Raw genomic sequence first — 24,315 nt, 5'->3', positions numbered from 1 at the left:
CGCGTCAATTATGACACGATCTTGACCTCAACCTTGGCTAAAAGACAGCGAGCATCACCTTAGGAGTGCCGGAACAGTGGCTGAGATCAACCGTCCAAGACAACGATCATTACTTTTTGGACTAAAGTCTACTTGAGCAGTATCTGGCGGAAGGACTATGCTGGTTTTGACAGTCAGGAACGCAATACTTCAACCGAGTACACGTTGCGTCCGGATGATGGAGCAACGCATGGTAACGGTTTGGTGCCATGCCACAACAGTCTTTCGACTTCTATTCGGGGGGATAGGATCATGCTGTACATCGAAAGGAGTATCGAGCTGTGGCCGCAGGACACAGAAGGATTCCACACACAAGAGGAGCAGTGCTCTGGTATCTACGCAGAACTGCCCCGTCGAATAGCACATTTACATTTGCTCGCAGAAGTACCACACCAAACAATCACACGCTGTGCCAGAGTGACCTTATTGGCAACGTCGAGTGGTTTTTAGTTCCCAGTACAACAACACGAACTATAGGGATATTACATGACATCGACAGTATTAAATTTTCAGGCCGAAACACACCTTCCAACCGAGTTCGGCACCTTCCGGTTTCGGATCTACAAAAACCATCTGGCACAGGAAGTTGTGGCCATGATCAGTCCGCTACTAGATCAAGACAGCGCAGTGCCAGTTCGCTTGCACTCTGCTTGCTTTACCGCAGAAGTTATGGGCTCGCTTAAATGCGACTGCAAGCAACAACTCGATTTCGCGCTAGCCCATATTGCGCAACACACAGGCATTGTTATTTATCTGCCACAGGAAGGGCGAGGGATTGGCCTGAGCAACAAGATCAAAGCCTATGCGTTGCAAGAATCTGGCTCAAATACCATCGAGGCGAACAGCCTGCTAGGGTTGCCCGTAGATGATCGTAGCTACGAAGACGCGATTGCTATTTTGCAGGAACTCGGTGTGCAAAAAATAAAGCTGATTACCAATAATCCTGACAAACTGACGGCATTGCGCACAGCTGGATTTTCGGTCGAATCGCGGATTCCAGTGCCTACGGTGAGCAATGCGCACTCGGTCGGATACTTGGAAACCAAACGCGAGCAAATGGGACATCTATTGACCGACGCCGATCTGTATCATGCAGACCAAACCCAGCATCCTAGTAACGAACGCCCTTATGTGCACCTAAATTTTGCCATGGATGCGCGCGGACGCATGCACCAAGCAGATGGGCAGGCATGCGATTTATCGTGCGAATCGGACTGGAAACGCGTGCATGAATTACGCGAACGTTACGCGGCCGTCGTTGTCGGTGCCCGGACTTGGACCTTAGACCAACCTCAGTTAACGGCGCGCGCCAGTCGGCTCGGTCGCCGGCCACAACGCCAGCCAGACCGCGTGATATTTGCTGGGCGTACGCCTTGTCGAGTCGTACCTGATGCGCGCCGCAGTTTTGTGGTCGGCGTAGCCGAGAGTCCTCGTACCAATTGCATTCGTATCAAAGCCTCCAACCGCGAACTCGAATCGCCTTTAAACGCACTCTATCAACAAGGGGTCACCAGCATGCTGGTCGAAGGCGGGCTGACCTTGCTGCAATCGTTCATACGGCAAAACATGGTCGATCAGATGACGATTTATGTGCGCACGCAGTCAGCCGATGCGGCGCAAGCGATGCTGTCTGACCAGTTTCCAGGTCTACCTACTGAGACAATGCAGGCATCGCCATTAGGTCAGGGGGTTCTGCTGAGCTATCTACCCGAACACCGATATCAGACCGAGGCCCAGACCGCACGGTCTGTGGCGTCTGCAGCCGGTGCGGTGTAAGACATGGCCGCGCAACTAACAAAACGATCGCCGCAACAAAAGATCGCGTATGGCTTGTGGTTGGATGACCGTGCGCCGGACAATGTATCGCACCCAGTGCCATTGCGTGATTTGACTCTGTCTTGGCTGCGCTTTGGCTACCAAGGCGAAGTAATCGAATCACCGCAGATCGACCAGATTCTGCAACGTGCTCTGACCAATGGCTACGACGCGTGTGTCGTTTTCTCACCGGGCGTCATTATTAATGAAGTCTGGAAACTACCACATTGGGGCTGTGCCGACTTTCATCAATGCGTACACACCTATTTCGACCAAAGTGACGCGCTAATTTGCGCCAATACGCGGCAGACCAACGGACGCACAGAGCTTGACACGGCGTGTCTTTTGTTTGATTTACAACACTATGCTGAGCTTTTGCGCACAGCCCCGAATACCAAGGTGACGTCAGCGTGGATCATGCAACTCGACCCATCTCAGATTCCGCCATTGCCCGACGAGCTAGTGACGAAATTTGTGAACGTCGCGCGCCCATCAAAACCCCACGCTAACGCATTCTTTCGCAGTCTCGACACACAATTACAACGCGGTCGTAACGGCGTTTTCCTGTGGAATATCGAAGCCTATGATGACGTTGCGCCGCAACAGCCAGACTCACCACCGGTCTCACACTTGCTGTGTGTTGCTGCCGGTTTCAAGCCCCTGATGTTGCTCGCTCGACGTGGCTTTGATAGACACACCAAAGTTACTTTTTTTGACTACAGTCAACGCGCACTCGAAATTCGCCAACGCATGATCCGAGACTGGGATGGTCGAGATTATCCAGCTTTCTGTCGCCAGGTGGTGTCCGAATACCCCGGCACAGACACCTTTTACCAGCTCTGGGACGGGCTGAACGTTGAACAAATTGACTGGCGAGATGTGGATGCCTTATGGCAGGCCGAGCTTCAACACTGGGGCGGCGCTGAGCGTTTCGCCGAGCTCTGGAATGCGCATCGACAACTGGATATTGAATTTATTCACTGCGATGTCGTACACGACCCATCACCGGTGATTGCGCGCCTCAACGACGATTCAGGTGTCATTCTATGGTGGAGCAATGCTTTTTTCACCATCAGCAGCAATTGGCTACTCAGCATTCCGCAGCGCCGTGCTCGATTCCAACATTGGATCAGCACCATTGCAAACCACGCGCCCCGCAGCACCTTGTTTGGTGCGGACCACAATAATGCGCCGGTCAACAACATTTCAGCCGCAGAACACTGCCAGCAAATAGCACACACGGTCGACACACAGCTATCTGACGAACTCAAACCGTATGCCAAGTCGGTATACAACCTGCGCTTTTAACCAAATACGGAAATACCACTATGCTTAACTCGCACACATCAGACAGTCTCGCTACACAGTTCTCCACGGACGACACTTTCACACGCCACCGTGGCCCAGTCACGTGTGCCTGTCACGTACCCGACAGCGCCTGGGTTATCACATCTGCGTATGACGGCGCGGTGGCCTTGTTTGATACCGTCTCGCACGCAGTTGAGTTACTTGGCTACCATGCACATCTAGTGAATCGGGTCAGCGTCAACCAAAGCGGCACCCTAGCTGCATCCTGTTCCTCCGATTTCACCATCGCTATCTGGGACCTGACAAACCGCCGTTTGCGCCGAACGCTCAAAGGTCATAGTGACGACGTGGAGGATTTCATCTTCATCAATGACCATCTCGGAGCCTCCGTATCGCGTGATTGGCGCGTACTGCTTTGGAATCTGGATACCGGTGCGGTCGAACACGTATTTCTCGGTCACGAACAGGATGCGCTATCGATCACATACCTCGATGGCAAGCTCTACACTTCCGGTGATGATATGACACTGCGCATCTGGGATCTCAAACAGCGTAAACTTGAGAAAACTTTGGGACCGTTCGACACCGAAGCGGACACTTGCGCAATCGACCCACTCAACCGACGCGCGGTTTTAGGATGCGACGACGGCGTAGTACGAATATTTAACATCGACAGCGGCGAACTCACCCATGAGATCAAGGCGCATGATGCCGGTATCAAAAAAGTCGCCTGCTCCCCAGACAACGGTGATATTTTGTCGGCCGCATATGATCAGCGCATTGTCATTTGGGATGCTGAGACCCTACAAAATAAAGTCGAACTTACACCGCATCCCGGCACTTGGGAACGTTCTTTCAATTGGTCGACACAAGGCGAGTCTGTGTATGCTGGCACATTCGATGGCACGGTGGTGCGCTGGAATGCCCGTTCTGGCGCTCGTCTAGACGAGTACGGTCAAGGTGCCGAGGACGAGTTACACCCTGGTAATGCCTGCTTTAACGACGTGGCTCTGCTACCACAACACTTGGTTGCCACGGTCTCGGACGATGGCCTTATCCGTGTCGGTCGACTGACACGTCAAGAACAAATATGGACCCATACGCATGTTCCCGAGTCAGGGCGAGTCCTGATGAATGCGATCACCACGACCCAATCTCAACAGTCAGGTGCATTTGATATTCTCACGGGAACGCATGACCAATCGATCCAGCGTTACGGAGTGCGTTCCGGCCGGATTCAACAAATTTTCTCGACCAACCTCAACCAAGGGCCGATCAACTGCATTCGGGTCGCGGATCAGCCGAATTACAATCGGGATTTGTTTGTGGCCTGTTACACCGGCGCCATCGTACATACCAACGCCGATGGTCAGATCCAAGGTGATATCCACGTACACGACAATGCAGTTAAAGCGCTGGCATTGCATCCGAGGCAGGCGATCGGTGTGAGCTGCAGTGCCGACGGCAAGCTGGCGGCTTGGCAGTTCGACGGCGAACAAATCGCAGACTACCCCGGTCATCTGGCAATCATTGATGATGTGGCGATCTCACCCAATGGTGAATTAGTCGCCAGCGCCGGACGTGACTTTACCGTCAAAATCCACGGTTTGTTTGAAGGGAATTTGCGCCAAAATATCGGCTTGGGTCGACGCTCTCCCAAGGCGCTGGAATTTCTTAACGATCACGTGGTAATCGTAACCAATTACTGGGGCGAGCTACTACGCGTGGACCTACGCACCGAAGAGGTTTTGTGTCGACGCATCGCACAAAACGGCATCAGCGGGATCGCCATTCACGACGGTGAGGTCACCGTATCTTCATACGACGGTGCGATCTACTTAGTCGACGGTGAAACGCTGCGAACCCTGAACAGCCTGCGCAGTATGCAACAACGACTCAACAGTCCGGCGTTCGAATAATCGTCATGCGCCGCTTCGTGATCCTGGCCACACCTCGCTCCGGTAGCAACCTGCTGTGCACACTGATGCACTCGCACCCGGACGTGCTGTGCCATCACGAGCTGTTTAATCCGTCGGGCATATTCACTGCGCTGCCATTGCGAGACGATCCGCAATTCGACCTCGGCAGCCTGTTGGCGCGCGATGCAGACCCAGCGGCATTTCTTGAAGCAGTGTGGAGGCACAATCTTGGGTATCACTGGCTCGGTTTTAAGATCACCGACCCACAACAACCAGCTCTGCGTAAGCAGCTATGCCAAGACCCGACGATTCACAAAATCGTCCTACGCCGTCGCAGCGCCCTCAAGGCTTACTTGTCCCGTTTAATTGCTGAACACACGGGCCGTTGGGAAGACTACCGCACCACTGAGACAGCCACCACGCCAATTCAAGTGCACGTCGATTACGCTCGACTGCGCGCCGCCGTGACCCACAACCAGAAATTCTATCAAGGCCTCGAAACTCAGCTTGCTGGCCCCGTGACACGTCTAGCTTACGAAGACCTACTCAAATCGACAACCCAACAAACGCTATTACATGAATTGGGCTTAAGACCCAAACCGTTACACGCGGCAAGTCGTCAGCAAAATCCGTTTCCTGCGCATGCCATGGTTAGCAACCTCACAACCCTAGTCGATCAACTCAAACATGACCAGGACGATCTGAATCTACTCAACGAACTCAACCCGCCACCCGCATATCAATAACCCGAAAGACAACTCACCAGGAGCATCAAAATGAACTCAGCATATCAATCAACCAGATACCAGTACCGTTGGCTGACCGCAGCTTGGCTGCTAACGACAATCATCTGGACAGGCAATGCAGTCGCTCAATCCAACTTTGTAAAGGCTGCACGTTTGCCCAGCGACGTACAGCCAAGCTGTACCGCAGATATCTCGCCATGGTTTGCGGGCGATGAAGTAACGCCCAACGGCTGGGTGAAACCCGCCAACAGCTTAGCGCCAATTTTTGCCGACTTTAAGAACAACACGCGCTGTGACTTTTATAAATGGGGCGCACAAATGTTTTTGTGGCTGACCTCCGGTGAAGGTGTGCATCATGTATTTAATACCTCGCCTGGTTTCTACAATATCTCTGTGGAAGAAGATGGTAAACGTGAGTTTTTGCCCGGCGGACTATTGCGACTAGGCGTTCGTAAAGCCAAGACCGATGAGCAGATCGAACTTGGTCAAGCTGGCGGTTTTGACGTCCTCGTGTCGCAAACCGGTTCCCTGGTGTACTACGGCCTGCATGTGAATGATGTGTTTGCGCTGTATACCACCGGCAAAAAAATGGGCGCGTTCAACGACAGACTACGTTGGTTATCAGGCCAGGAAGATCCGGCTTGTCTGGCGCAGTACGAAAGTTGTGCGTCGAAGGATAATGTTTTTTGTAGCAAACAATTGGAACATTGCACGCATAACAATTTTCCAGCCACCAAAGATCAACTCGACGTAGTCTCAGAGTTTGCCGACAGCTATGGCTACCCATTGGGTTACGACAAAATTGCGCTGGCATTAGAACTAAAAACGTCTTGGATTGAGCTGGACCAGATCATCGATCCGCAACGAAAAGCGACTTACGTCACCGAACGCGCAGTAGTGCCAGTATTCGATCGAGCGCCTATCAACACCAAGACTAAGAAGCAACAATGGCCCATCGTCGGCACCAAAGAAACCACGCTGGCGCTGGTCGGTATGCACGTGGTTGGCACCGTCAATGGCCACCCGGAAATGATCTGGTCGACCTTTGAACACGTCAGCAATGCGCCAGATGCAGCGTATGAATACCTGACCGCCACGGGTAAGGGCACCCAGGCTTATGACGCTTCTGGCACCTGGAATTTTATGCAGGAGGACGGCGCCGAACCCACGGCAATCACCGCCAATGCAAGGGTCTCAGCCTATGAGAAAAGTGACAATTACCCTGACCCAGAATGCCAACGAGTCAGTAAAGACGATACCAACACGGAATGCATCGTCAATATCGCCGGACAAGAAATCGGCACGATCGATGTTCTTCGTGTCGACCCCTGGGGTAATGATCAATCGTTGACCGGCGCTTTGGCGAATAACACCGATCTCGCGTCGATCAATGTCTCGGTGCTATCACAGCTGGAGCTCGGAGATGTGCGCGGAAATTACATCCAGACTGGCGGCGTATGGACCTCAGAAGGTCAGATTCCCAAGGACGGCAAGAGTACTGACCTGCGCGGTTCTCTAAAGCTTGCGAATACCACGATGGAAACGTTCTTTCAGTTTCCTCCCATATGTAAAGATGACTTTACTCCGCTGAACTGCTTTGGGTGCCATGGTGCCGAGAATGCCACCGAGGCCGTGGAAATCAGCCATATATTTGATGCGCTGCAACCGCTGCCTAAGAAGTAGCCACGAGGCCTAGCCATGACAACGAATAAGCTCCCCAATTTAACTGGACAATGGATCGACTTGGTGCCTTTGGTTGGCCCTGTGCAACTGCCGTTACGTCCGCAACAAATGATCGACTCTTACGTCACGATATGGCAGAAAGGCGATCGACTTTGGGCTGGTGACGGATTCGGTACAGTCACGGCCGACGGTGTAGTCACCATGTACGACCAACAGGCGCAGTACGAAAATGGCGAGATTGTCTGGCCTGGCGACCACGGTTTGAATGCGTATATTCGAACCGTGGACCTGGCTGGCGTATGGCAGGACCAATTCCAGCAATTGCACACCCTGGCGCAACGCAACTCGCCAGTGGAAATGACGCAGGCCGAGTCGGTCCTGGGTGCCAAACTTGTTGGTACTCTGACCGGACATACGCTGAGCTGTGTGCACAAGGAAACGCATTCCGTCAAAACCGCAGCCGTCAGTCGAGATGGGTACCTGCTGCACTGGTCCGATGGCGACATCTGGCGGCGACATCTACACCTAGAGGGCGACTGGATATCCATTAAAAACAAAGCCCGTGAAGTCATTCATTGCCATAACTTGGAAGTCGACATCGGTGGTGTGCCGGGCACGATAAACCCCGAAATCTGGTACGTGAACGCCAAAGACAAACCGTTTCCAGACAACAAAACCAAAGGCGGCATCGACCTCGATTCAACCGCCATACACTGGTCAGACTATATTGGTTGGCAACGTGTATTTCCACTCGAAGGAAGTTGGGTCAACATGGCCGGTGTCCGACACAAAATCAGTCACCAAACGATTAAAAATCCCACTGAGTATCGGCGCTTTACATGGGAGTTCGATACCGCGCTCGGCACCGGCGCCTTGATTCGAAATTGGGTTGAAATACGGACCGGTGAACAAACCATGCAGGGTCAGCTTGATTACGACAGCCAGCGAATTCATTGGTCCAACGGCGATACTTGGCGCAAGGAGGAGCCATCAGACGCCACGCAATAACCACCTGCCACCCGTGTGAATAACCACTTTTATCGCGTGCAAACGCACAACAACGAGGAACGAACATGAAATCAATCATAGACCAACAGGTACGGCGAACCATGCTCAGCATGGCAGCCTCTTTCACACTGTTGTCTGCACCGGCCTATGCGGCTGACGACAACGGGCGACCCATCACCCTGGCGGACCTTACCGCCAACGGGCCCCAGATCGCCACCGAGTTCACTGGTGACAAACTGGACCATGCGGCACTGGCAAACTTCGCTTGGCGCGAATTTATTGCACTTAATTCGCCAGCCGGTGCACTCCCAGCCAATCGCGGGAAACCGGATCCAACGAAAAGTTTTGTGACTTCCGGCAACCCAAATTTTTACGCCAGCGGTAAACAAACAGGACAAATCGGTACTAATCTGCTGGTCTGGGAGACGTTTGCACATCGCACCGAACTGTTCCCGCATTACAGCACACCACCGAGTCCAACCTTACCATTCGCAAAGAGCCCTAATTATGTGTTTGCGCCAGCATCTGAGTCAGGTTCAAAGGTACCGTCTTTTGGCGACGGTGTGCTCCAGTTGTACAACAACTTAGATGAGTCCTCACAAATCGGTCAGAACATTATTTTCTTCCCCAAAAATCCGCCGAACCGATCAACCAATCCTTACGACGATACGCAGTTATTGTTTGAAGCTAAAGTCAATCAGATTGAATACGACTATGGGCAGAGCTTGAATGCAAACTCTTCGACCAATCTTCCAACCAATTCCGTCGAAGTCAAAGCCGCATGGCGCATGATCACACCCGGTGTGGATGCATCGCGTTACCATACTGCCGAGGCGGTGTACTACACCGGCACCGAAGAAGCGCCGGTGGCCAATAACGGCACGTTTGGCCTGGTCGGTCTACACATCATTCAGAAGACTGAAAACTACCCGACCTTTATCTTCGCCACCTTCGAGCATAAGGACAATCTAGTACTGCCCAACGGCAAGCCAACGGGTTTGTATTACATTACCGACTACACGTCATTGGGCTATGATCCAGCCACCGGCTCATCCCCAGTTGCCGTGATCAACAACGGGTCCGGTACCTTAGTAACTGAAAATCTCCCAGTAGCGAATGCGAATCTACCGGTTGGCGACGGGTTACCAGCAGGGCATGCGGGGCCAATTACCGTCACCCAACCTCCGACAATCACCACGGCAGTTACCTCGGTGAACCAAAATGTACATGGTTTAATGGCGAACTCGCCGCAGTTTAAGGACTCCGTCTGGCAGTACTATCATCTAAAAGGTGTGCAGGCGATTCCGGTCAATGAACAAGATCCGAGTCAGCCGCCTAGTGCAGCAACACTGGATTATTACCTGGCCAACAATGTCATCGAGAGCAGCCAGCCCGGCGTACAACTGTTCAAGGGCGGGGTCATTGGTCCGGGGGATGGCAGTGCGGCACTCACAGCTACGGACTTTATCAACAACCGAGCCACCGACAGCTTCCCATTCCCGAGCAGTAAGCCAACGGAGCAACCGTACTGTGGGGACTTTGAGGATGGCGTCGACTGGCCGGCTTCCGGTCAAACCATTGCGGTCCCTCGCGGCTACACTGCGTCGAGCTATCAACCTAAACCGGGCGTCGACGGTGCTTTATTTGCGGGTCCATACCAATGGGGCGGCACACGCTGTGGTGGTACGTGCACCAATCATGGTGGTGATGACCCAGTATGCTATATCAGCGCCAATGCGACCAATGTCACTATCTCTGCCTCGGAGTCAGTCACCATGGGCGGCTGCATGGGCTGTCACGGACAGGCGCAGCAAGCTGGTGTGGACTTCAGTTTTCTGTTCTTTTCCAAAGGTGGCACCGGATTCAACGCAGACACACTGGGAGAAGCCTCTCCAGCAGCACTCATCAAGCGTGCTCAAAACTATTTGAAAGTTAATCAAGTCAACGCGGGCAGCGAGTAACGCCCGTTAGAGCAAACCAGGCTTGACCTGGTTTGCTTCTTTCTCGGATCAATCTTGATGAAGCAACAACAATGGACCATCGGTTTAGTTGGCGGCGCAACGCCGCTGTCCCTAGAACCGGCACCGAACAATCCGATTATCACCGCCGAAATGGTGACCGATGTGGCAGCCGAGTTTGTGGCTGATCCGTTTTTAACACGAGCGAACGGACAGTGGTATTTGTTTTTTGAAACACAACCGAGCGCAGTTACCAGCGGGTCGCCCCCGCCACCGGGCGTGATCGGTGTGGCACAGAGCACTGACCTCACGGCTTGGAAATACTTGGGTACCGTATTAGCAGAACCATGGCACCTATCCTACCCTTATGTCTTCGAATTGAATGATATTCATTACATGATTCCCGAAACACTGGGGGCGAACTGTGTGCGTTTGTATGAGAGCCAGGCGTTTCCGTTCAACTGGCAGCCGGTCGCCGACCTGGTCGCGGGGCAGCATGCTGATCCAAGCCTGTTTTACGTGGATCAAACATGGTGGCTGTTTACCTGCCCAAAGCCAGCCGAGCACAATGAACTAGCGCTGTATTTCGCTTCAGACTTAGTCGGCCCCTGGAAACCCCACCCAATGAATCCCCTCCTATCTGACGATGCGCACAATGCCCGTCCAGCTGGTCGCGTTTTAACCTGGCAAGGCCGCTTATTTCGATTCGCGCAGGATTGCTGGCCACGCTACGGCACACAGGTGCGCATGTTCGAGATACTGGAGATCACCACCGATAATTACCGTGAGCAAGAGGTGCCACAAAGCCCTATTTTAACGCCCAGTGGAAACGGCTGGAACGGGCGAAATATGCACCATATCGATCTCCACTGCGTCGATGCAAATCACTGGATCGCTTGCGTTGACGGTTACTTTGCCGACGACAATCTAGACGCATGAAAATACTGTTATTACAAAGCTCTGTTTACTACCCGTCGCTCGGCGGCGGCAATAAAGCCAATCGTTACCTACTGGAAGCATTGGCGGCGCGTGGTCACCAATGCGTGTCAATCGCAAAATCGCTCGATTCACAACGGATATCCGATACGCGCAGCGAAGTCGAGGTGCTTTCTGATCGGGGAATCCGGTTTAACGAAACAAACCCTTATATTCGAGCCTACACCTTAAATTCGGTGTTGGTGCAGACCGTCCAGACGCACCATTCATCTGGACGCCTCGCCCGCGTTATTACTGACCAGCACACCACACTGGCACCGGATGTAATCCTGGTGTCAGACGATAAGTCTGGCGAGCTGTTGGAGATCGCCCTCACCTTAAACGCAGATCGAACCGTGTTGCTTCTGCATACCAACTTACATTTGCCATTTGGTGCAGAGGCAACCCATGCCGACGCAGACCGTGCCGCCGTTTATGCTCGCTGTAGACACCGACTCAGTGCCACCCGTTACACCCAAGAGTACCTGCGTCAGGAAGGTGCCTTGGCCTCAGAATTTATTCCATTTCCGGTGTTCGGGTCGGGTTCATTTAGCAACATTGCAGACCCACATCGAAAAACGGTGGGCCTCATCAACCCTTGCGATGTTAAAGGCTTATCGATATTTCTCGCATTGGCCGAACGCTTCCCAGAGCTTGAGTTTGTCGCCGTTCCAACTTGGGGCGCATCACAGGACAATCTCGCACGCATCTCCGCCTTGCCCAATACCCGAGTTGTCGCTCCAGAGGACGAGATCAACCACATTTTGACTCAACTCTCGGTATTGCTGGTGCCCTCGCTGATTGCCGAAACGTTCGGTTATGTAACGGTTGAAGCCATGCTGCGTGGTATCCCGGTGTTAGCCAGTGATTACGGTGGCCTACGCGATGCCAAGCTCGGTGTTCCCCATCTTATCCCGATTAGCCCGGCCACACACGCCGACGGACGACACCACATTCCCCGCCAAAACATTGAACCTTGGGCCACGGCGTTGGCGTCGTTGATGCGCAACGCGAATGCGTACGAGACCTGCTCACGGCAGTCACATCAGGCTGCTCACGCTTATATTAAACAGATTGACGTGCAGCGCTTTGAACACTATTTTCAAGAGATTGCAGCATGAAAACACGCGCAACCAATTCACCTTTTGCGGTCGTTGTGTTTCCCGAAGAAGCAGGCCTTCTGCTCACTGGCGCATTTAACGCTCAGGGAATTCGCTGCATCGAAATTGCCAGTCGAACTGGTGACCCGGCCGATCAAAGCCATTTTCAAGCCGCCTTGTCGCAATTGGGCGTTGAGCTTGCTAATCAACACTTACTCTGTGTTGTTCCAGGTTCGGAACGCGGCGTGCCATTAGCTGATCGCTTGGCCGCACATTACGCTGTGTTCGCGAACCGAACGGAACACCAAGCCGCTCGCTACCGTAAATCGGTCTTGGCGAAGACAGCTCGTGAAGCTGGCCTCACGGTTCCCTGGCAACGTGCGATCAGCGAACAGCAGGATCTACTCACGCTTAAGCCTGATCTAAACTGGCCACTGGTTTTAAAACCGGATGCCAGTATGGGGTCTGAGGGCGTGACGTGTTGCGACTCGTTTGCGGAACTCCAACAAACCTTCGACACATTACACCGGCAAACCAATCGACTCGGGCGAAACAACCAAACCTGCGTGATACAAACGTATCTTGACGGCACTGAATATGCGATAGACTCCATGAGTTTCGATGGTCAACACAAAATTGTCGCGCTGTGGCAATACGTCAAGTCAACTGCGCATATTCTCGGCAGCGCCCCGTTCACCAGCAAAAGACTTTTGCCAGCCAGTGGCGAACTCCAGTCAGTATTGGCGAGCTACACAGGGCGGCTACTTGACGCGAGTGGCGTCCGCTATGGCCCGGCACACACCGAGCTCGTGGTTGAAAAAACGCACCCAATGAAGCCAACATTGATGGAGATGGGCGCGCGGCTGCACGGCGGTCAGGCCGCAATGCGTCTCAGCAACTGGTGCATCGGGCATTCACAGGTTGATGCGTGTGTCGCTGCCTACACGCAACCAGCGCAGTTTCTGACCACGTTGGCAACGCCATACAAATTACGCCAACATGGCGAAATCGTGCTACTGATCTGCCCACATAGCCAACTGCGTGTGAGTCGTGTTAATGCAGCGATGTTAAGCGATCTGGCATCCGTGCGCCATTTGGACATCGACTATACTCCCAGCCGCAAACCACATCAGATCATCGGCATGCTGATCCTTGCGCACCGAGATGCCAACCAAATAAAGAACGACTTAGCCCAAATTCGCGCGCTAGAAGATAATGGACTTTATCTTCCAGTCGCCAGCGTGGCGTAATCAAACCCACCGATTTTGACATGGTGTGTCGACCAGGATCGTTTGTACGACTCGTCACCACGCAAAAAGTCATACGCGATCAAGCGCTCTCGACACACAGTTTTAAACTGGTAGTCCAATAACAGTTTCCCGGGGGACAATGTCGCAATCGACGCGTCGAATCCACCATTCCAAATAGCCAGACTGTGTCGACCCTGCACAGTTAGATGCAAGCCCACCGTGGTGGATCTCTGTTTGATCACAAAAGCACGCAGCAAACCGCGGGTAAACAAGCCTGGTAGTAGCGCCCGACAAAACGCTTGTGGTTCAGCACGTGAGAACAGCTTGTCTGGGAAGCGCTGCAAGTGCAGTCTTAGAAAAAGTTCAGGTAACTGCTCAGGGGCAAGCTGATCCGGTCGTGACTCCCCAACGCGAACGTCTGATCGTTCGGCTCGACGTTGTGCACGGCGTAAATTGTACCGAAAGTTGCTACTGCGCGTAGCCAAAAATGCGTCGTACCCTGCACTCAAATCCGCGTACCAACACTCTTGCTGTGCGAGGTTTCTGGTAATCGCCTTGCCCATTAAACGCGTGACCACGGCGTTTTGCCTTAAACCGGCGAGGTGCAACCTGCGCGTCTCCGACGCCGAAATACCCGCGCCCGAGGTTAGTATGGTGTCTAACAATTGGCGAGCGAGATCAAGCGAATCCGCCGGCACAATAAAGTCTTGGTAGTCAGCCAGATCGCTGGCCAGACGTAAGTGTTCAGTTCCAGCGTCCCAAACTAGAGGTGCAATCCCACAAACCTCGCCTTGCTGGCTCAGCACGAGTACGCGTGGCGAGACATCCACAAAGCAAGTAATGGCGGCCATATACCACGCATGTGAACTGAACACTGGGTGACATTCCGAGCGTGCCAATAGCGCCTGCCAAACCGCGTCGAGCGACGCGACCTCATCCACCGAAGTAACTAAGCGCAGTGTCGGCTCCGCATGGATTTCAGCCTTCAATGGCGCGCTATTCACAGGCTGCTCATTCAGTGTCAATTTCTTGATTTAAAAACCAGACAAAGTCCGAAGGAATTGCCTCTGCTTCGCCTTTTGGTTTAATTTTTAGCTTCGCACCGGCATGGCAATTTATACAATTGGCGCTGCCCTGCTCATAGCCTTCCATTGTTGAGTTGGCCATCGGCAGTGGCGTCGGCCCGCTACTAGAACCTTTGATTTTGTACTGCGGCAAGGTGTTTTCCGCCACATAATCGGTATTCAAACTGCAGGTGGATTGAATGTTCGCGTTCCATTGCGTGCCAATCAATTGATAGTACTGCCAAACTGACGCCGGATTGATCGCTTTCAGCAAAGTTTGGTATGCCTGGTTGACCGGCGGTGCTGAAGTCTCTAAGGCATTTGCACGGCACAGGCGACTCGGCACGCCGCGTTGATCCAAATGAAATTTGTTATCACCAGCATTGCCAGGTGGCGCAGTGTTACAGGCGGTCGGACCATCGTTAGAAAAATAGCTGAATTCACCTGTAACCTGACTCGGGCAGGTTGGAGTGTTCAAGGCTGACGGGGCGGTAAAAAACGTGTTCTGGTCACGACACTCCGGCACATTATCAATGTGCTCGAACGAACTCCAGATCCACTGTGGCTGTTGCACGGTTTTGTGTACTACATGGAGTCCTACTAACCCAACTGTCTCCAACTCACATGCGTCCTTCCCATCACTGCGGTATCTGGCTGGTGTAAATACCATTGCCGGCACCGCATGATAACGGCTCGTGTCATCCTCAGAGGACAATGGTTTCCATGCCGCTTTGAGCATCACAGCGCCCTCTTCGCCGGTGCGATTGTCGCCACATGAAAAGCTCACTATCGAAGCAGCTTCTTGTCCTGCCGTGGTGTACAACGCATTTTCGACGACGGTGTCAAACATGGGTTTATTGATGCGAATTTCATAGCGTGTAAAGTGACCCGACTGATCGACTAACGGCCCTGTATTAAACGCTTCTTCGAAGAAGTCTTGGGACTTAGTCACATTCACCAACACCTTCATGCCCGGTTTGTAATTTGCATTCAAACGACACTGCGCTGGCACGAACTGCTCACCCCATACCGGTGTTTCACCTGCCGCCAGATCAAAAATATCAGCCGTAGCGCTCCAGCGATCCCAAACCACTTCGTGATCGCCGGTTGGCGTTGCACCAATAATGGATTGATAATTTGGCGTGCCTGCTTGCGTCGTCGGCCAATTCAGTGCCACAAAAGATTGCCAGGAAAACGTGTCCATATCACGTTGGCGGTTTTCTTGGGTCAACGAAACGTCCGGGGGAAGGTTCGGCCCGACCACGATGCTCTGGTAGTCTAGGGGCGCGGATGTTGCTGGGGGCTGCGCTAACACGTCAATCACATGTAGCGCACTTAAGACACCAAACCACATGAGCAATTGCTCTCGCGTTTTACTACGTGTTATTCGACTTCGATACCCTGTCACTTAATTCCCCTGCTGATAGCAATTGTTCGTATCTCTACGCATTCGAACCGCGCGGTTTCTATCCCACGCCATACCAGCAATCATAGCAAGGCGTGCCCGGTCCACTAAATAATGAAAATGGACTAGGTACGCCTTGCTGGTTTGACCCGCCATGTCCGGTGGCGAGTCAGAGGTTCCAATTTACGGGCAAACGTCGCCGCTTACATCCACGACTGATGTAGAACCGGCATGCGTGCCTTGGAAGCCAAACGTCACGGCCTGACCAGGTTGAATTACCTCATTCCAGTCCAAATTGCTCGCATTATAGGGTCCCGAACCGGTTCCGCTAAACACGCTATTCCACGCGCTCGTGACTGCGGAGCCATCCGTATAACTCCAGTTAACGGTCCAACCGTTGATCGCCGACGTACCGTTATTTTCAATTGTTATCTCAGCCACGAAGCCGCTGTTCCACTGGTTAGAAATGCTATAACTACAGGTCACATCACCACCGCCAGTGCTGTCTTCCGATACCGTCACGGTCTTGGTGATCGCATCACTTAATTCACCGTCACTCACCGTCAAGGTCACTTGATACGAGCCCGCTGCCCCGAAGGTGTGAACCGGTCCGGCGGCGGTTGAACTCGAACCATCACCAAAGTCCCAGGCGTAGGTCAACGCAGACGGGCCATTATCTGGGTCTGACGATAGTCCACCGGCAAAGCTTACCGCCAGCTCATTGGCCGCGAATGTGAAATCGGCAATAGGTGCCTGATTCAAGGTGCCACCATCCGACTCGGTCACGGTGATGCCGACAGACGCAGGGCTTGAAAGCGCACCGTCATTGTCCCGCACGGTAAAACTGAACGCATCAGCGCCAACAAATCCTGAGTTTGGCGTATAGGTTAGGTTCGCGCCCGTACCCGTGAGACTACCGTTATTCGGATTGCTATAGATGGCATAGGAATCAATCGTGCCATCCGAGTCTGACCCACTCAGTGTGATCGAGACGCTGCTATTCTCCTCGACAGTCACCGACTGCGCATCCGCCGTAGGCGCTTGGTTTTCTGTGCCGCCGCCGCTAAAGCTAACATCGATACAGCCATGAAACCGCTCGAAGGTATAGTAATTTCGTCCCCACTCACCGTAAATCACATGTCGGCCGGACCGGTTAGGCAACTGGCACGAAGTACGAAAGCGAGTTGCACCTTTATCCGGAACCACATCTGGATTGGCATTGGGGTCGCTGTCGTCATACAGTTCTTTACAGAATGGCGTTGCTTCAAAATCATCCCACGTCAGTGGTACGCCAACCTGATATTGAAAACCAGGCTTGGTAATGTAGTAAACAAACTCTTCGGTATCATCAAAGTGTGGTCCCCAAGAAATATCCCACACAATGTCAAAATTACCGGCACTTACGGGTGTGGTTGGCCAATTTAGCGGTAAATCCCACGGTGTGGTATTGCCATTATTGTAATTGTCCCAGGTTTCGCTATCGAAACCGCATACGTTTCCAGGCAGTGGGGTCACGCCTTGTCGGCCGACATCATGAGTTAATACACTCATAAATTGATACCCGCCATTTTGATCCTGAGCGAAAGCGTCGACACACACCGGGTTGGTGGCATTATCTGGGCGCTGATCAGTCGGCATACCACAGGTGGCATTTCGCGATGGCGGCTCGACCATCAGACCATGGCCGTAGGAAGCCGTGCTAAAAGCCATCAGTGAAGAGGCAGCAATAAGATTGACTATCGCTGTGCGTTTGACTGTTTGATGCTTCATTGATTTTCTCCATGTAGGTGGATTATTTAGTAGTCCCGCGAATGCGGGTTCAACAACGATAACCGTCTTGCAAGCATTGCCACCGGCAGCAACAAACGCATTCGCATCAGCCCCTCTTTTAGGCTGTCGGCGGGAACCCATCAAAAAAGTAATCGTTTACATCTCGAAAGACTCTCCGCCGTGAGCATGTAGTGTGAATGAAATTCCACCAGAGTTAGGGTGGCGCACTCGGGCTCAATGCGAATGGTCAACTGAGATTGGGGGAAGCACGACCGCGAAAAAAAACATGTCTGCCAGGGTGCATGTCTATGCGGTTGAGCATAGACATCTCGGCTAAGAGACGTTACTGGCAGTACAGCATCTGCCTAAGTCATCGTCCCCCCGAGTCAAATACTAGACAATGATCCACCTAAAAGCAACTGTGCCACCGGTACCATATTGGAACAGAGCCTATCCACAGACGATAACTGTGCTTAGTTGCGCGCTTGCAGTAATACGCAACTCAATCCGATCAATGCTAGATTTGTGGTTACGGGGTTGAATGCATCAAACAATACCGCCGGAATTTGCACCGCAACAAATATCAGTAAGGCCACCAACATCGCAATATTCAGCGCGATCAGCGTCACTTGCCGATAAAAAATAATTAGCAAGATACCGAAGACCACTTCGCCGACACCGGCTAAGCGAGTTATGAGTAATGAGGTGTCTGGATCAAGCCCCAAGGTTGCCGTCATGGCGCGTTCAATCGGAGCAACGGTAATTAACTTAGGGGCCAGCCCATGGTAAATCCAACTGCCACCGAGTATGAAGCGGGCGATTTGAACGGAGTCGAAAGCTATCTGCTGCATGATCGCCACACCGTCACGTCGACTGGTTCACATCGCGCACCTGAATTCCGACTTGAACCAGCGCACCGACTACCGCATCTATCGGCACGCCGCTTTGCCTACCAAGGCGATAGCGCGTGCCGTCTGAGCAAACAACACAGTACGACGACTTAACTTTACCACTTCTCTTGATTCGCGTTCGTTTCTCGACGTGATCTATCTCGTCTATGGCCAAAGTGAAACACTCACCGAGATAATCCGGAACCATCCATTGCAATTGCACGTTCGTGACTTGCACATCAAATTCACCGCCACGAACAATCTGTAACACGCCGGTGAAAAGCATCAGCAACCCCGGTAGCAGAGCGATCACCAACAGTACCAAATAGAGCACTTCTACCGGTCCTTTCGCGGGCACATGCCAAATTAAGATCAAAAAAGAGATACAAATAGCCACGATCACCAAACCGATGAACCCAATCTTGCCCCCCTTACTGCGTGCTGATTCGGAAAATCGATACATGTTATTACACCTGTTTTGAGTCGGGACACAAGGATTCACACCGCGATCCAGCGTAAGTCCGAGATGCAAGCTTCGCATACTAACGACTTTATTGGTACTGGATGACTAGGTGAGAAGTTATCCGCTGTCAGCATCGAGCAAACGACGCTGATACACAAACCCATGAAGCGCATCACCACGATGCATATGGGCGTTTGGCTGGCTCTGCACCCAGTCAAATTGATTCTTACGTAAAACCCGTTCCGACGCGCGATTGTTCGACATCACAATAGCCGACAATGTTTGCAATCCTGAATTACGTGCCGTTTCGACCAAAAAAGCAACGCACGCTGAGGCCACGCCACTGCCAGCAGCACGCTCAGAAACGCGATAACCAATCTCCGCATAGTGATCATCGACGATGCGTTTAAGGTTCGCACGCGCGATGATGTGGTGTTCTTTTATGGCGACATAGAATTGGCGTCCGCGCTCACCAGACTGTGCAAGTGCTGACTGGATGTGCGCCTGAACCCCAGCCTCTGTGTAGAAGCCCGCTGGCCTCGGCGCAATAAACTGCTCAAAGTAATCCCGGTTCTGGGATTCGAATTGCAACAAGAGCGCTACGTGTTCTTGCGAAAGCGCTTCAAACTGCATGGCAATATCGTGATTGTCAACACTCACTCAAGTGCGGTCAAAGAAACTCTGCAAAAGACGCTTTACTTTATCGACTGCTGCCAGCGCTTGCGCCTTCGGTGTGCGGTACGTTCTGTTTTCTCGCTGGCTAACCGCATCCACGTCAAAGGCATGACCAACACCCTCTAGCACGTGATGTTGAACGCCAACACCCGACTTCGAAATCCAGTCATAGGATTGCCCACATAAGCTCGAATCAACCACCGAATCGTTAGCCACATCAATCGCTAACACGATCGGCTTGTGTTGCCAGCCGGACTTATCTGTCTGTGACGCCACGCCACAATATGGGTAAAACAAAACCACCTGACGGATACTGGCTAGGTCCGCAGTAAACTCGGCCGATACGCCGTGCGGCAGCTCACCTTTCTGGTCAAACGCATACGCGTCCATTATGCTCCATGCACCGTGTGACCAACCCATCAGTACGATATCTTGTTTTGCGGTCCAAGTTTGCTGATTGGCCCAGGTGATCGCCGCAAGCACGTCACCCGCACGCTGCGCACCCAGCAACTCTCTGCCACGACACACCTTTGCCTGGGCCCGTTCGGGTGAGATTCCACGCCCGGCATAGCTGTCCACATAAACCGCGGCATACCCCATATTCTGAAATGTCTCCCCCCAGTATTGTTGTTGTTCCGGGTCTTTGCCACAGCCATGGAACATCAGAATTGTTTTAAACGGCCCGTCGCCGTCTGGACGATAAACAGTCAAGTGCGGCGTAATAAGCGCACTAATAGCGCTTGGTGTGGCGGCAGGCACGAGCCAGCCATTCAGCACACTGGCAAAGTACAAACCTGCAGCCAGTACCGCAGAGCTGATAAATAAAAAAATACGTTTTAGCCAACTCACAGCAGTCTCACTTAGGATTCTTTGGGCGTGAGTTCAGCGTCGATACGTTTTGCCTGCTGGTAAGCCTCTCGAGCGCGTAACCGTTCAGCATAGGCCACAAAACTGGCCTTTTCGGGCAACGTCTTAAACATCACGCCCCAGTCGACTTGGGCACCAAGATACACGTCCGCCATCGTAAACTGCTCCCCGCACACGTACTCACGCGAAGTTAAGAACTGATCGAGTACATCGACCACTAAATCGTAATTACCGTAGCCCGCCATCACTTGCTGGTCCTGTTTCACATCGAACCCCAAGTTTTTATTGATGATCGCAGCTTCTAACGGGCCCGCCGCAAAAAACAACCAGCGATAATAGTCGGCGCGAGCACGGGTGTCCGGTGCCAATTTCGCATCCGGAAACATATCTGCAAGGTATGTGCAAATAGCCGCGCACTCGGTAACCACGTGACTATCATGTTTAATCGCCGGCACCTTGCCCATTGGATTAATGGTTCGATACTCGTCTGACTTCATATCTGCCCCATAGTTGACCAGTACCTGCTCGTATTCAACTCCGACTTCTTGTAACGCCCAGCGAACAATCTGCCCGCGAGACATTGGGTTAGTGTAAAAAATCAGTTGACTCATGCTGGGTCTCCATAAGTTGCGTGGTGTAGGGGTCGGCAATTTCTAGTTATAAACAGATCGTCACAAGCTTACCGCTATTTACGGGGATGACAAAACAACTTGCTGTGTGGATTTGAGCGGTAGTGTCACACAGATCGCCCATATCATCTTTGTCACTGTCTGCCTGACTCGGATTTGGTACGGCAGGGCAATTATCAATGATATCGAGTATACCGTCCCGATCAACATCGGATGGCGTTGCGAACGGTGCAAGTCCAGCGGCTTGATTTTGCGTGATTTGCGCCCGGTTCAGTGCGGCGCAATAAATTGCAACTAAGTAAAACTCACCCAGCCAAGGGCGATCGCCACTAGCTTCATTTCCCAAAATCAAATCAAAACCGGTATCCCAATTATCGAACTCGCCGAGCACGGAAGCCACGACTCGCGGCACGCCATTCACATAGATCGAGGCAGCGCCATCGACACTGCGGGTATACACCGTATGATTTAAATTCGAAGTAACTGTCGAAGCAGGCGTTTCTACCGATGGCGTGCCATTTGCATCGGTCGCGGTCGTCCGCAGCCGCATTTCATAGACGTCAGTATCCTGACCGAAAGTAAAATTTCGTGTCGTGGTGCTGCCAGAAAGCGAAATCATCCGCACTGGTCCAGGTCCAGACTGGGCTAGGTTGTCGGTCCGGGTCCAAGCTTCCACGGTCAGCTCATCGCTGGCTTTGCATGAATTCACCAGTCGGCTGGGATCAGTGTTCCGCAAGACACTGGCTGATACGAGATCCAATCCCCCGCCAGGCAGCCACGCCACAGTGGCCGGATTTTCAACCGTTAAATCGAGTGGCACACCGGTACTCGACACGTCAGCCACGGTGACAGAACCCTCTCCATCTTGGAAGGTGTATAGCACTTGGACACCGCTGTTTACTCGTCCGGGACGAATGATCGCAATGCGCACTTCGTCTACGCCACTATCCACGCCGTCGCTAATTTCTAAGCGAAACCGGTAGACGCCGTACTCAGTCGGCGTAAAGTAGGCGATCTCTTCGGTCGCATCCTGAATCAGGACCGATGGGCCGGCCAGTTGTGTCCACTGTTCGCCGGTAAGAAAATCGTCATTCCCATCCGGATCAAACGACGCACTCCCATCCAGGTTGATCGTTTGCCCGAGATACCCGACCTTATTGGGACCCGCGTTCACGTTCGGTGGCTGATTTTCGCTGCTATCACCGATCACAAATACGGCAGACACCTCACTACTATTATTCAAGTTAGCTTTGTACGCTCGCGCCCGGACAACTTGGCTTTCAGTAAGCTCAAAGGGCGCTGTATACAGTGTGGATGCCGGTGTTGGTGCGGTGTTGTCCAAGGTATACCGGATCTCGGCATCAGTAGTCGGCGTACTCATGGAAACCGACACTGGATCAAGTGACACCGCCCCATTGGGTAAAATCACTGGGCTAGCAACGGTTTCGAGTGCGGTGTACTGAACACGCCGAATTTGGCCACTGCTGGTCGCATAAGTTGTGAGCATATAGTACAGATCTCCACTCGAATGAAAGCGCCCAATAACCGGTTTCACTGCAATCCCATTACTGCCGCTGACGCCCAACCCGGTAGCGAAGGTGGTTACCGTCGGATCGGTATTAGATAAGATGGTGTTAATGCGCCCAGTTGGCGTATTGTTTCCGCCCCAAAGCACGGCGAAGTAGCGACCATGGTATTCTGCTGGAAAACCACCCAAACCGGCTTCTGGCATCCACGCACCGCCAGTGATCAACTCACCGCCAGCATCGGCGGCAGTAGCCCACGGTGCCATTGCGGTTCCGATACCCGAGCCCTCATGCTGATAATTTGCGCCTGCCACTAATTCATAGACCCGGTCTTTATTGCTGCCCCGCGCTTCATTGAGATACAAGACACCTGTATCTGGATGGCGCGAGATGCTGTAAGGATTACGCAAACCTAGCGCGTAGATCGCGCGATAATCGCCGGTTGTTTGACTGTAAAAAGGGTTGTCGTTAGGTACACTGCCATCGTGGTTGATGCGCAATACCTTACCGGTAAAAGTCGTCAAGCTCTGGACCGGGTCACCTGCGAATTCGCCTTCCCAACCATCCCCAGTCGTGATGTACAGAGCGCCATCACTACCAAACTCAAGCGCACCACCGTTGTGACTACCAGAGGACGCGGTGTCATTGAACGGCAAATCCAACAACAAAACTTCACCTGCTAATGCAAGGTCGGGATTCTCTGCACTGGCCTGAATTCGCACGACTCGATTATGCAGACTGCTATCAGCCATGTAAAACGCATAGACAAACCCATTGCTAGCGAAGTTGGGATCAAATGCAATATCGCGCAATCCACCTGAGCGGCGCGCCTCCGGTTGTCCGTTGGTACCACGTGGCGTGTTGAAATTGTAGAATGGCTCGCTGTTGAGCGTCCAAGTGTCGTTAGTGGCGTTGTACTTGGCAACCCGCAGTCGGCCAGTAATCCGTTCGCTGATGAAAAGGCGGCCATCGGGCGAAAAAGCAAAACCATCTGGGTCTTGCAAGTTTTCTATTACTGTTTGGTCGGAAAAGTTGGCCGGTAAGGTAAAGGCAAAGGCTGATCCGCTGGTGCTGAGCAGCAGGATTAATAGCGTCTTAGCGGCTCGCCCAAGGGTGCGTTCGCAGTACCGTGACGCGAGCCAATTGAGCAAACCAGATTGAGATAGGCACATAGTAGTTCTCCATATTCCCTACCTCAATCCATCATAGGCTAGTCGCGAATGGG

Annotated in this window: 19 protein-coding genes; 10 read left to right on the top strand and 9 right to left on the bottom strand. The window is 52.6% G+C overall.

Annotation, left to right across the window (positions count from 1 at the left end):
* The first annotated feature begins 525 nt into the window (after positions 1 to 525).
* The 10 genes from ribA to IE055_RS06185 all read left to right on the top strand — a co-directional run bounded on the left by ribA (position 526) and on the right by IE055_RS06185 (position 13,801).
* Complete coding sequence (gene ribA, locus IE055_RS06230; RefSeq protein WP_189399162.1) at positions 526 to 1,815, top strand: GTP cyclohydrolase II RibA; 1,290 nt, start codon at positions 526 to 528, stop codon at positions 1,813 to 1,815.
* A gap of 3 nt (positions 1,816 to 1,818) precedes the next feature.
* Positions 1,819 to 3,162 carry a hypothetical protein gene (locus IE055_RS06225; RefSeq protein WP_189399161.1) on the top strand — a complete coding sequence of 448 codons (1,344 nt, stop codon included), beginning with the start codon at positions 1,819 to 1,821 and terminating at the stop codon, positions 3,160 to 3,162.
* 20 nt (positions 3,163 to 3,182) lie between these two features.
* A complete protein-coding gene (locus tag IE055_RS06220; RefSeq protein ID WP_189399160.1) occupies positions 3,183 to 5,081 on the top strand; it encodes a WD40 repeat domain-containing protein in 1,899 nt (632 codons plus the stop codon).
* A 65-nt stretch (positions 5,082 to 5,146) separates the two neighbouring features.
* Positions 5,147 to 5,827 carry a hypothetical protein gene (locus tag IE055_RS06215; protein ID WP_229794171.1) on the top strand — a complete coding sequence of 227 codons (681 nt, stop codon included), beginning with the start codon at positions 5,147 to 5,149 and terminating at the stop codon, positions 5,825 to 5,827.
* A 30-nt stretch (positions 5,828 to 5,857) separates the two neighbouring features.
* Positions 5,858 to 7,510: a hypothetical protein gene (locus tag IE055_RS06210; protein WP_189399158.1), complete on the top strand. Its 1,653-nt coding sequence runs from the start codon at positions 5,858 to 5,860 to the stop codon at positions 7,508 to 7,510.
* Between the two features lie 15 nt (positions 7,511 to 7,525).
* Positions 7,526 to 8,518, top strand: a complete 993-nt coding sequence (locus IE055_RS06205; protein WP_189399157.1) for a hypothetical protein — start codon at positions 7,526 to 7,528, stop codon at positions 8,516 to 8,518.
* Between the two features lie 65 nt (positions 8,519 to 8,583).
* The gene (locus IE055_RS06200) at positions 8,584 to 10,479 is read left to right on the top strand and encodes a hypothetical protein (RefSeq protein ID WP_189400351.1); all 1,896 of its coding nucleotides are present in this window, start codon (positions 8,584 to 8,586) and stop codon (positions 10,477 to 10,479) included.
* Positions 10,480 to 10,536: 57 nt separating this feature from the next.
* Positions 10,537 to 11,415, top strand: a complete 879-nt coding sequence (locus IE055_RS06195; protein WP_189399156.1) for a glucosamine inositolphosphorylceramide transferase family protein — start codon at positions 10,537 to 10,539, stop codon at positions 11,413 to 11,415.
* Positions 11,412 to 12,572 (top strand): glycosyltransferase family 4 protein, encoded by a 1,161-nt coding sequence (locus tag IE055_RS06190; RefSeq protein WP_189399155.1) that lies wholly within the window; start codon positions 11,412 to 11,414, stop codon positions 12,570 to 12,572. The genes IE055_RS06195 and IE055_RS06190 overlap by 4 nt, the downstream gene beginning before the upstream one ends.
* Positions 12,569 to 13,801 carry an ATP-grasp domain-containing protein gene (locus IE055_RS06185; protein ID WP_189399154.1) on the top strand — a complete coding sequence of 411 codons (1,233 nt, stop codon included), beginning with the start codon at positions 12,569 to 12,571 and terminating at the stop codon, positions 13,799 to 13,801. The genes IE055_RS06190 and IE055_RS06185 overlap by 4 nt, the downstream gene beginning before the upstream one ends.
* On the opposite strand, the gene IE055_RS06180 is transcribed toward IE055_RS06185, so the two are convergent.
* From IE055_RS06180 to IE055_RS06140, 9 genes are all read right to left on the bottom strand, one after another.
* Positions 13,774 to 14,805, bottom strand: coding sequence for a GNAT family N-acetyltransferase (locus IE055_RS06180; RefSeq protein ID WP_189399153.1), 1,032 nt, complete (start codon positions 14,803 to 14,805; stop codon positions 13,774 to 13,776). The two genes, IE055_RS06185 and IE055_RS06180, sit on opposite strands and share 28 nt — an antisense overlap.
* Before the next feature lie 7 nt (positions 14,806 to 14,812).
* Positions 14,813 to 16,219: a hypothetical protein gene (locus IE055_RS06175; protein ID WP_189399152.1), complete on the bottom strand. Its 1,407-nt coding sequence runs from the start codon at positions 16,217 to 16,219 to the stop codon at positions 14,813 to 14,815.
* A gap of 234 nt (positions 16,220 to 16,453) precedes the next feature.
* The gene (locus tag IE055_RS06170; protein WP_189399151.1) at positions 16,454 to 18,040 is read right to left on the bottom strand and encodes a lytic polysaccharide monooxygenase; all 1,587 of its coding nucleotides are present in this window, start codon (positions 18,038 to 18,040) and stop codon (positions 16,454 to 16,456) included.
* Between the two features lie 473 nt (positions 18,041 to 18,513).
* Positions 18,514 to 18,891 carry a DoxX-like family protein gene (locus IE055_RS06165; protein WP_189399150.1) on the bottom strand — a complete coding sequence of 126 codons (378 nt, stop codon included), beginning with the start codon at positions 18,889 to 18,891 and terminating at the stop codon, positions 18,514 to 18,516.
* Positions 18,892 to 18,904: 13 nt separating this feature from the next.
* On the bottom strand, positions 18,905 to 19,393 hold the full coding sequence (locus IE055_RS06160) for a hypothetical protein (RefSeq protein ID WP_189399149.1): 489 nt from the start codon (positions 19,391 to 19,393) through the stop codon (positions 18,905 to 18,907).
* Positions 19,394 to 19,510: 117 nt separating this feature from the next.
* Positions 19,511 to 20,053, bottom strand: coding sequence for a GNAT family N-acetyltransferase (locus IE055_RS06155; RefSeq protein ID WP_229794170.1), 543 nt, complete (start codon positions 20,051 to 20,053; stop codon positions 19,511 to 19,513).
* Positions 20,054 to 20,917, bottom strand: coding sequence for a dienelactone hydrolase family protein (locus IE055_RS06150; RefSeq protein WP_189399147.1), 864 nt, complete (start codon positions 20,915 to 20,917; stop codon positions 20,054 to 20,056). It abuts the gene before it with no gap.
* A gap of 11 nt (positions 20,918 to 20,928) precedes the next feature.
* Positions 20,929 to 21,546 (bottom strand): glutathione S-transferase family protein, encoded by a 618-nt coding sequence (locus tag IE055_RS06145; protein WP_189399146.1) that lies wholly within the window; start codon positions 21,544 to 21,546, stop codon positions 20,929 to 20,931.
* Between the two features lie 46 nt (positions 21,547 to 21,592).
* On the bottom strand, positions 21,593 to 24,262 hold the full coding sequence (locus IE055_RS06140) for a PQQ-dependent sugar dehydrogenase (RefSeq protein WP_189399145.1): 2,670 nt from the start codon (positions 24,260 to 24,262) through the stop codon (positions 21,593 to 21,595).
* Between the last annotated feature and the right edge of the window lie 53 nt (positions 24,263 to 24,315).

Source organism: Arenicella chitinivorans, assembly GCF_014651515.1.
GTDB lineage: Bacteria > Pseudomonadota > Gammaproteobacteria > Arenicellales > Arenicellaceae > Arenicella > Arenicella chitinivorans.
This window is presented reverse-complemented; position numbering and strand designations above follow the sequence as displayed.

What these genes read in the sequence shown, in the direction of transcription:
- IE055_RS06190 (WP_189399155.1), top strand. Translation starts at nt 11,412, where the DNA reads ATGAAAATACTGTTATTACAAAGCTCTGTTTACTACCCGTCGCTCGGC.
- IE055_RS06200 (WP_189400351.1), top strand. Translation starts at nt 8,584, where the DNA reads ATGAAATCAATCATAGACCAACAGGTACGGCGAACCATGCTCAGCATG.
- IE055_RS06170 (WP_189399151.1), bottom strand. Translation starts at nt 18,040, where the DNA reads ATGAAGCATCAAACAGTCAAACGCACAGCGATAGTCAATCTTATTGCT.
- IE055_RS06140 (WP_189399145.1), bottom strand. Translation starts at nt 24,262, where the DNA reads ATGTGCCTATCTCAATCTGGTTTGCTCAATTGGCTCGCGTCACGGTAC.
- IE055_RS06175 (WP_189399152.1), bottom strand. Translation starts at nt 16,219, where the DNA reads ATGTGGTTTGGTGTCTTAAGTGCGCTACATGTGATTGACGTGTTAGCG.
- IE055_RS06220 (WP_189399160.1), top strand. Translation starts at nt 3,183, where the DNA reads ATGCTTAACTCGCACACATCAGACAGTCTCGCTACACAGTTCTCCACG.
- IE055_RS06225 (WP_189399161.1), top strand. Translation starts at nt 1,819, where the DNA reads ATGGCCGCGCAACTAACAAAACGATCGCCGCAACAAAAGATCGCGTAT.
- IE055_RS06210 (WP_189399158.1), top strand. Translation starts at nt 5,858, where the DNA reads ATGAACTCAGCATATCAATCAACCAGATACCAGTACCGTTGGCTGACC.
- IE055_RS06195 (WP_189399156.1), top strand. Translation starts at nt 10,537, where the DNA reads ATGAAGCAACAACAATGGACCATCGGTTTAGTTGGCGGCGCAACGCCG.
- IE055_RS06205 (WP_189399157.1), top strand. Translation starts at nt 7,526, where the DNA reads ATGACAACGAATAAGCTCCCCAATTTAACTGGACAATGGATCGACTTG.
- IE055_RS06215 (WP_229794171.1), top strand. Translation starts at nt 5,147, where the DNA reads ATGCACTCGCACCCGGACGTGCTGTGCCATCACGAGCTGTTTAATCCG.
- IE055_RS06160 (WP_189399149.1), bottom strand. Translation starts at nt 19,393, where the DNA reads ATGTATCGATTTTCCGAATCAGCACGCAGTAAGGGGGGCAAGATTGGG.
- ribA (WP_189399162.1), top strand. Translation starts at nt 526, where the DNA reads ATGACATCGACAGTATTAAATTTTCAGGCCGAAACACACCTTCCAACC.
- IE055_RS06185 (WP_189399154.1), top strand. Translation starts at nt 12,569, where the DNA reads ATGAAAACACGCGCAACCAATTCACCTTTTGCGGTCGTTGTGTTTCCC.
- IE055_RS06145 (WP_189399146.1), bottom strand. Translation starts at nt 21,546, where the DNA reads ATGAGTCAACTGATTTTTTACACTAACCCAATGTCTCGCGGGCAGATT.
- IE055_RS06165 (WP_189399150.1), bottom strand. Translation starts at nt 18,891, where the DNA reads ATGCAGCAGATAGCTTTCGACTCCGTTCAAATCGCCCGCTTCATACTC.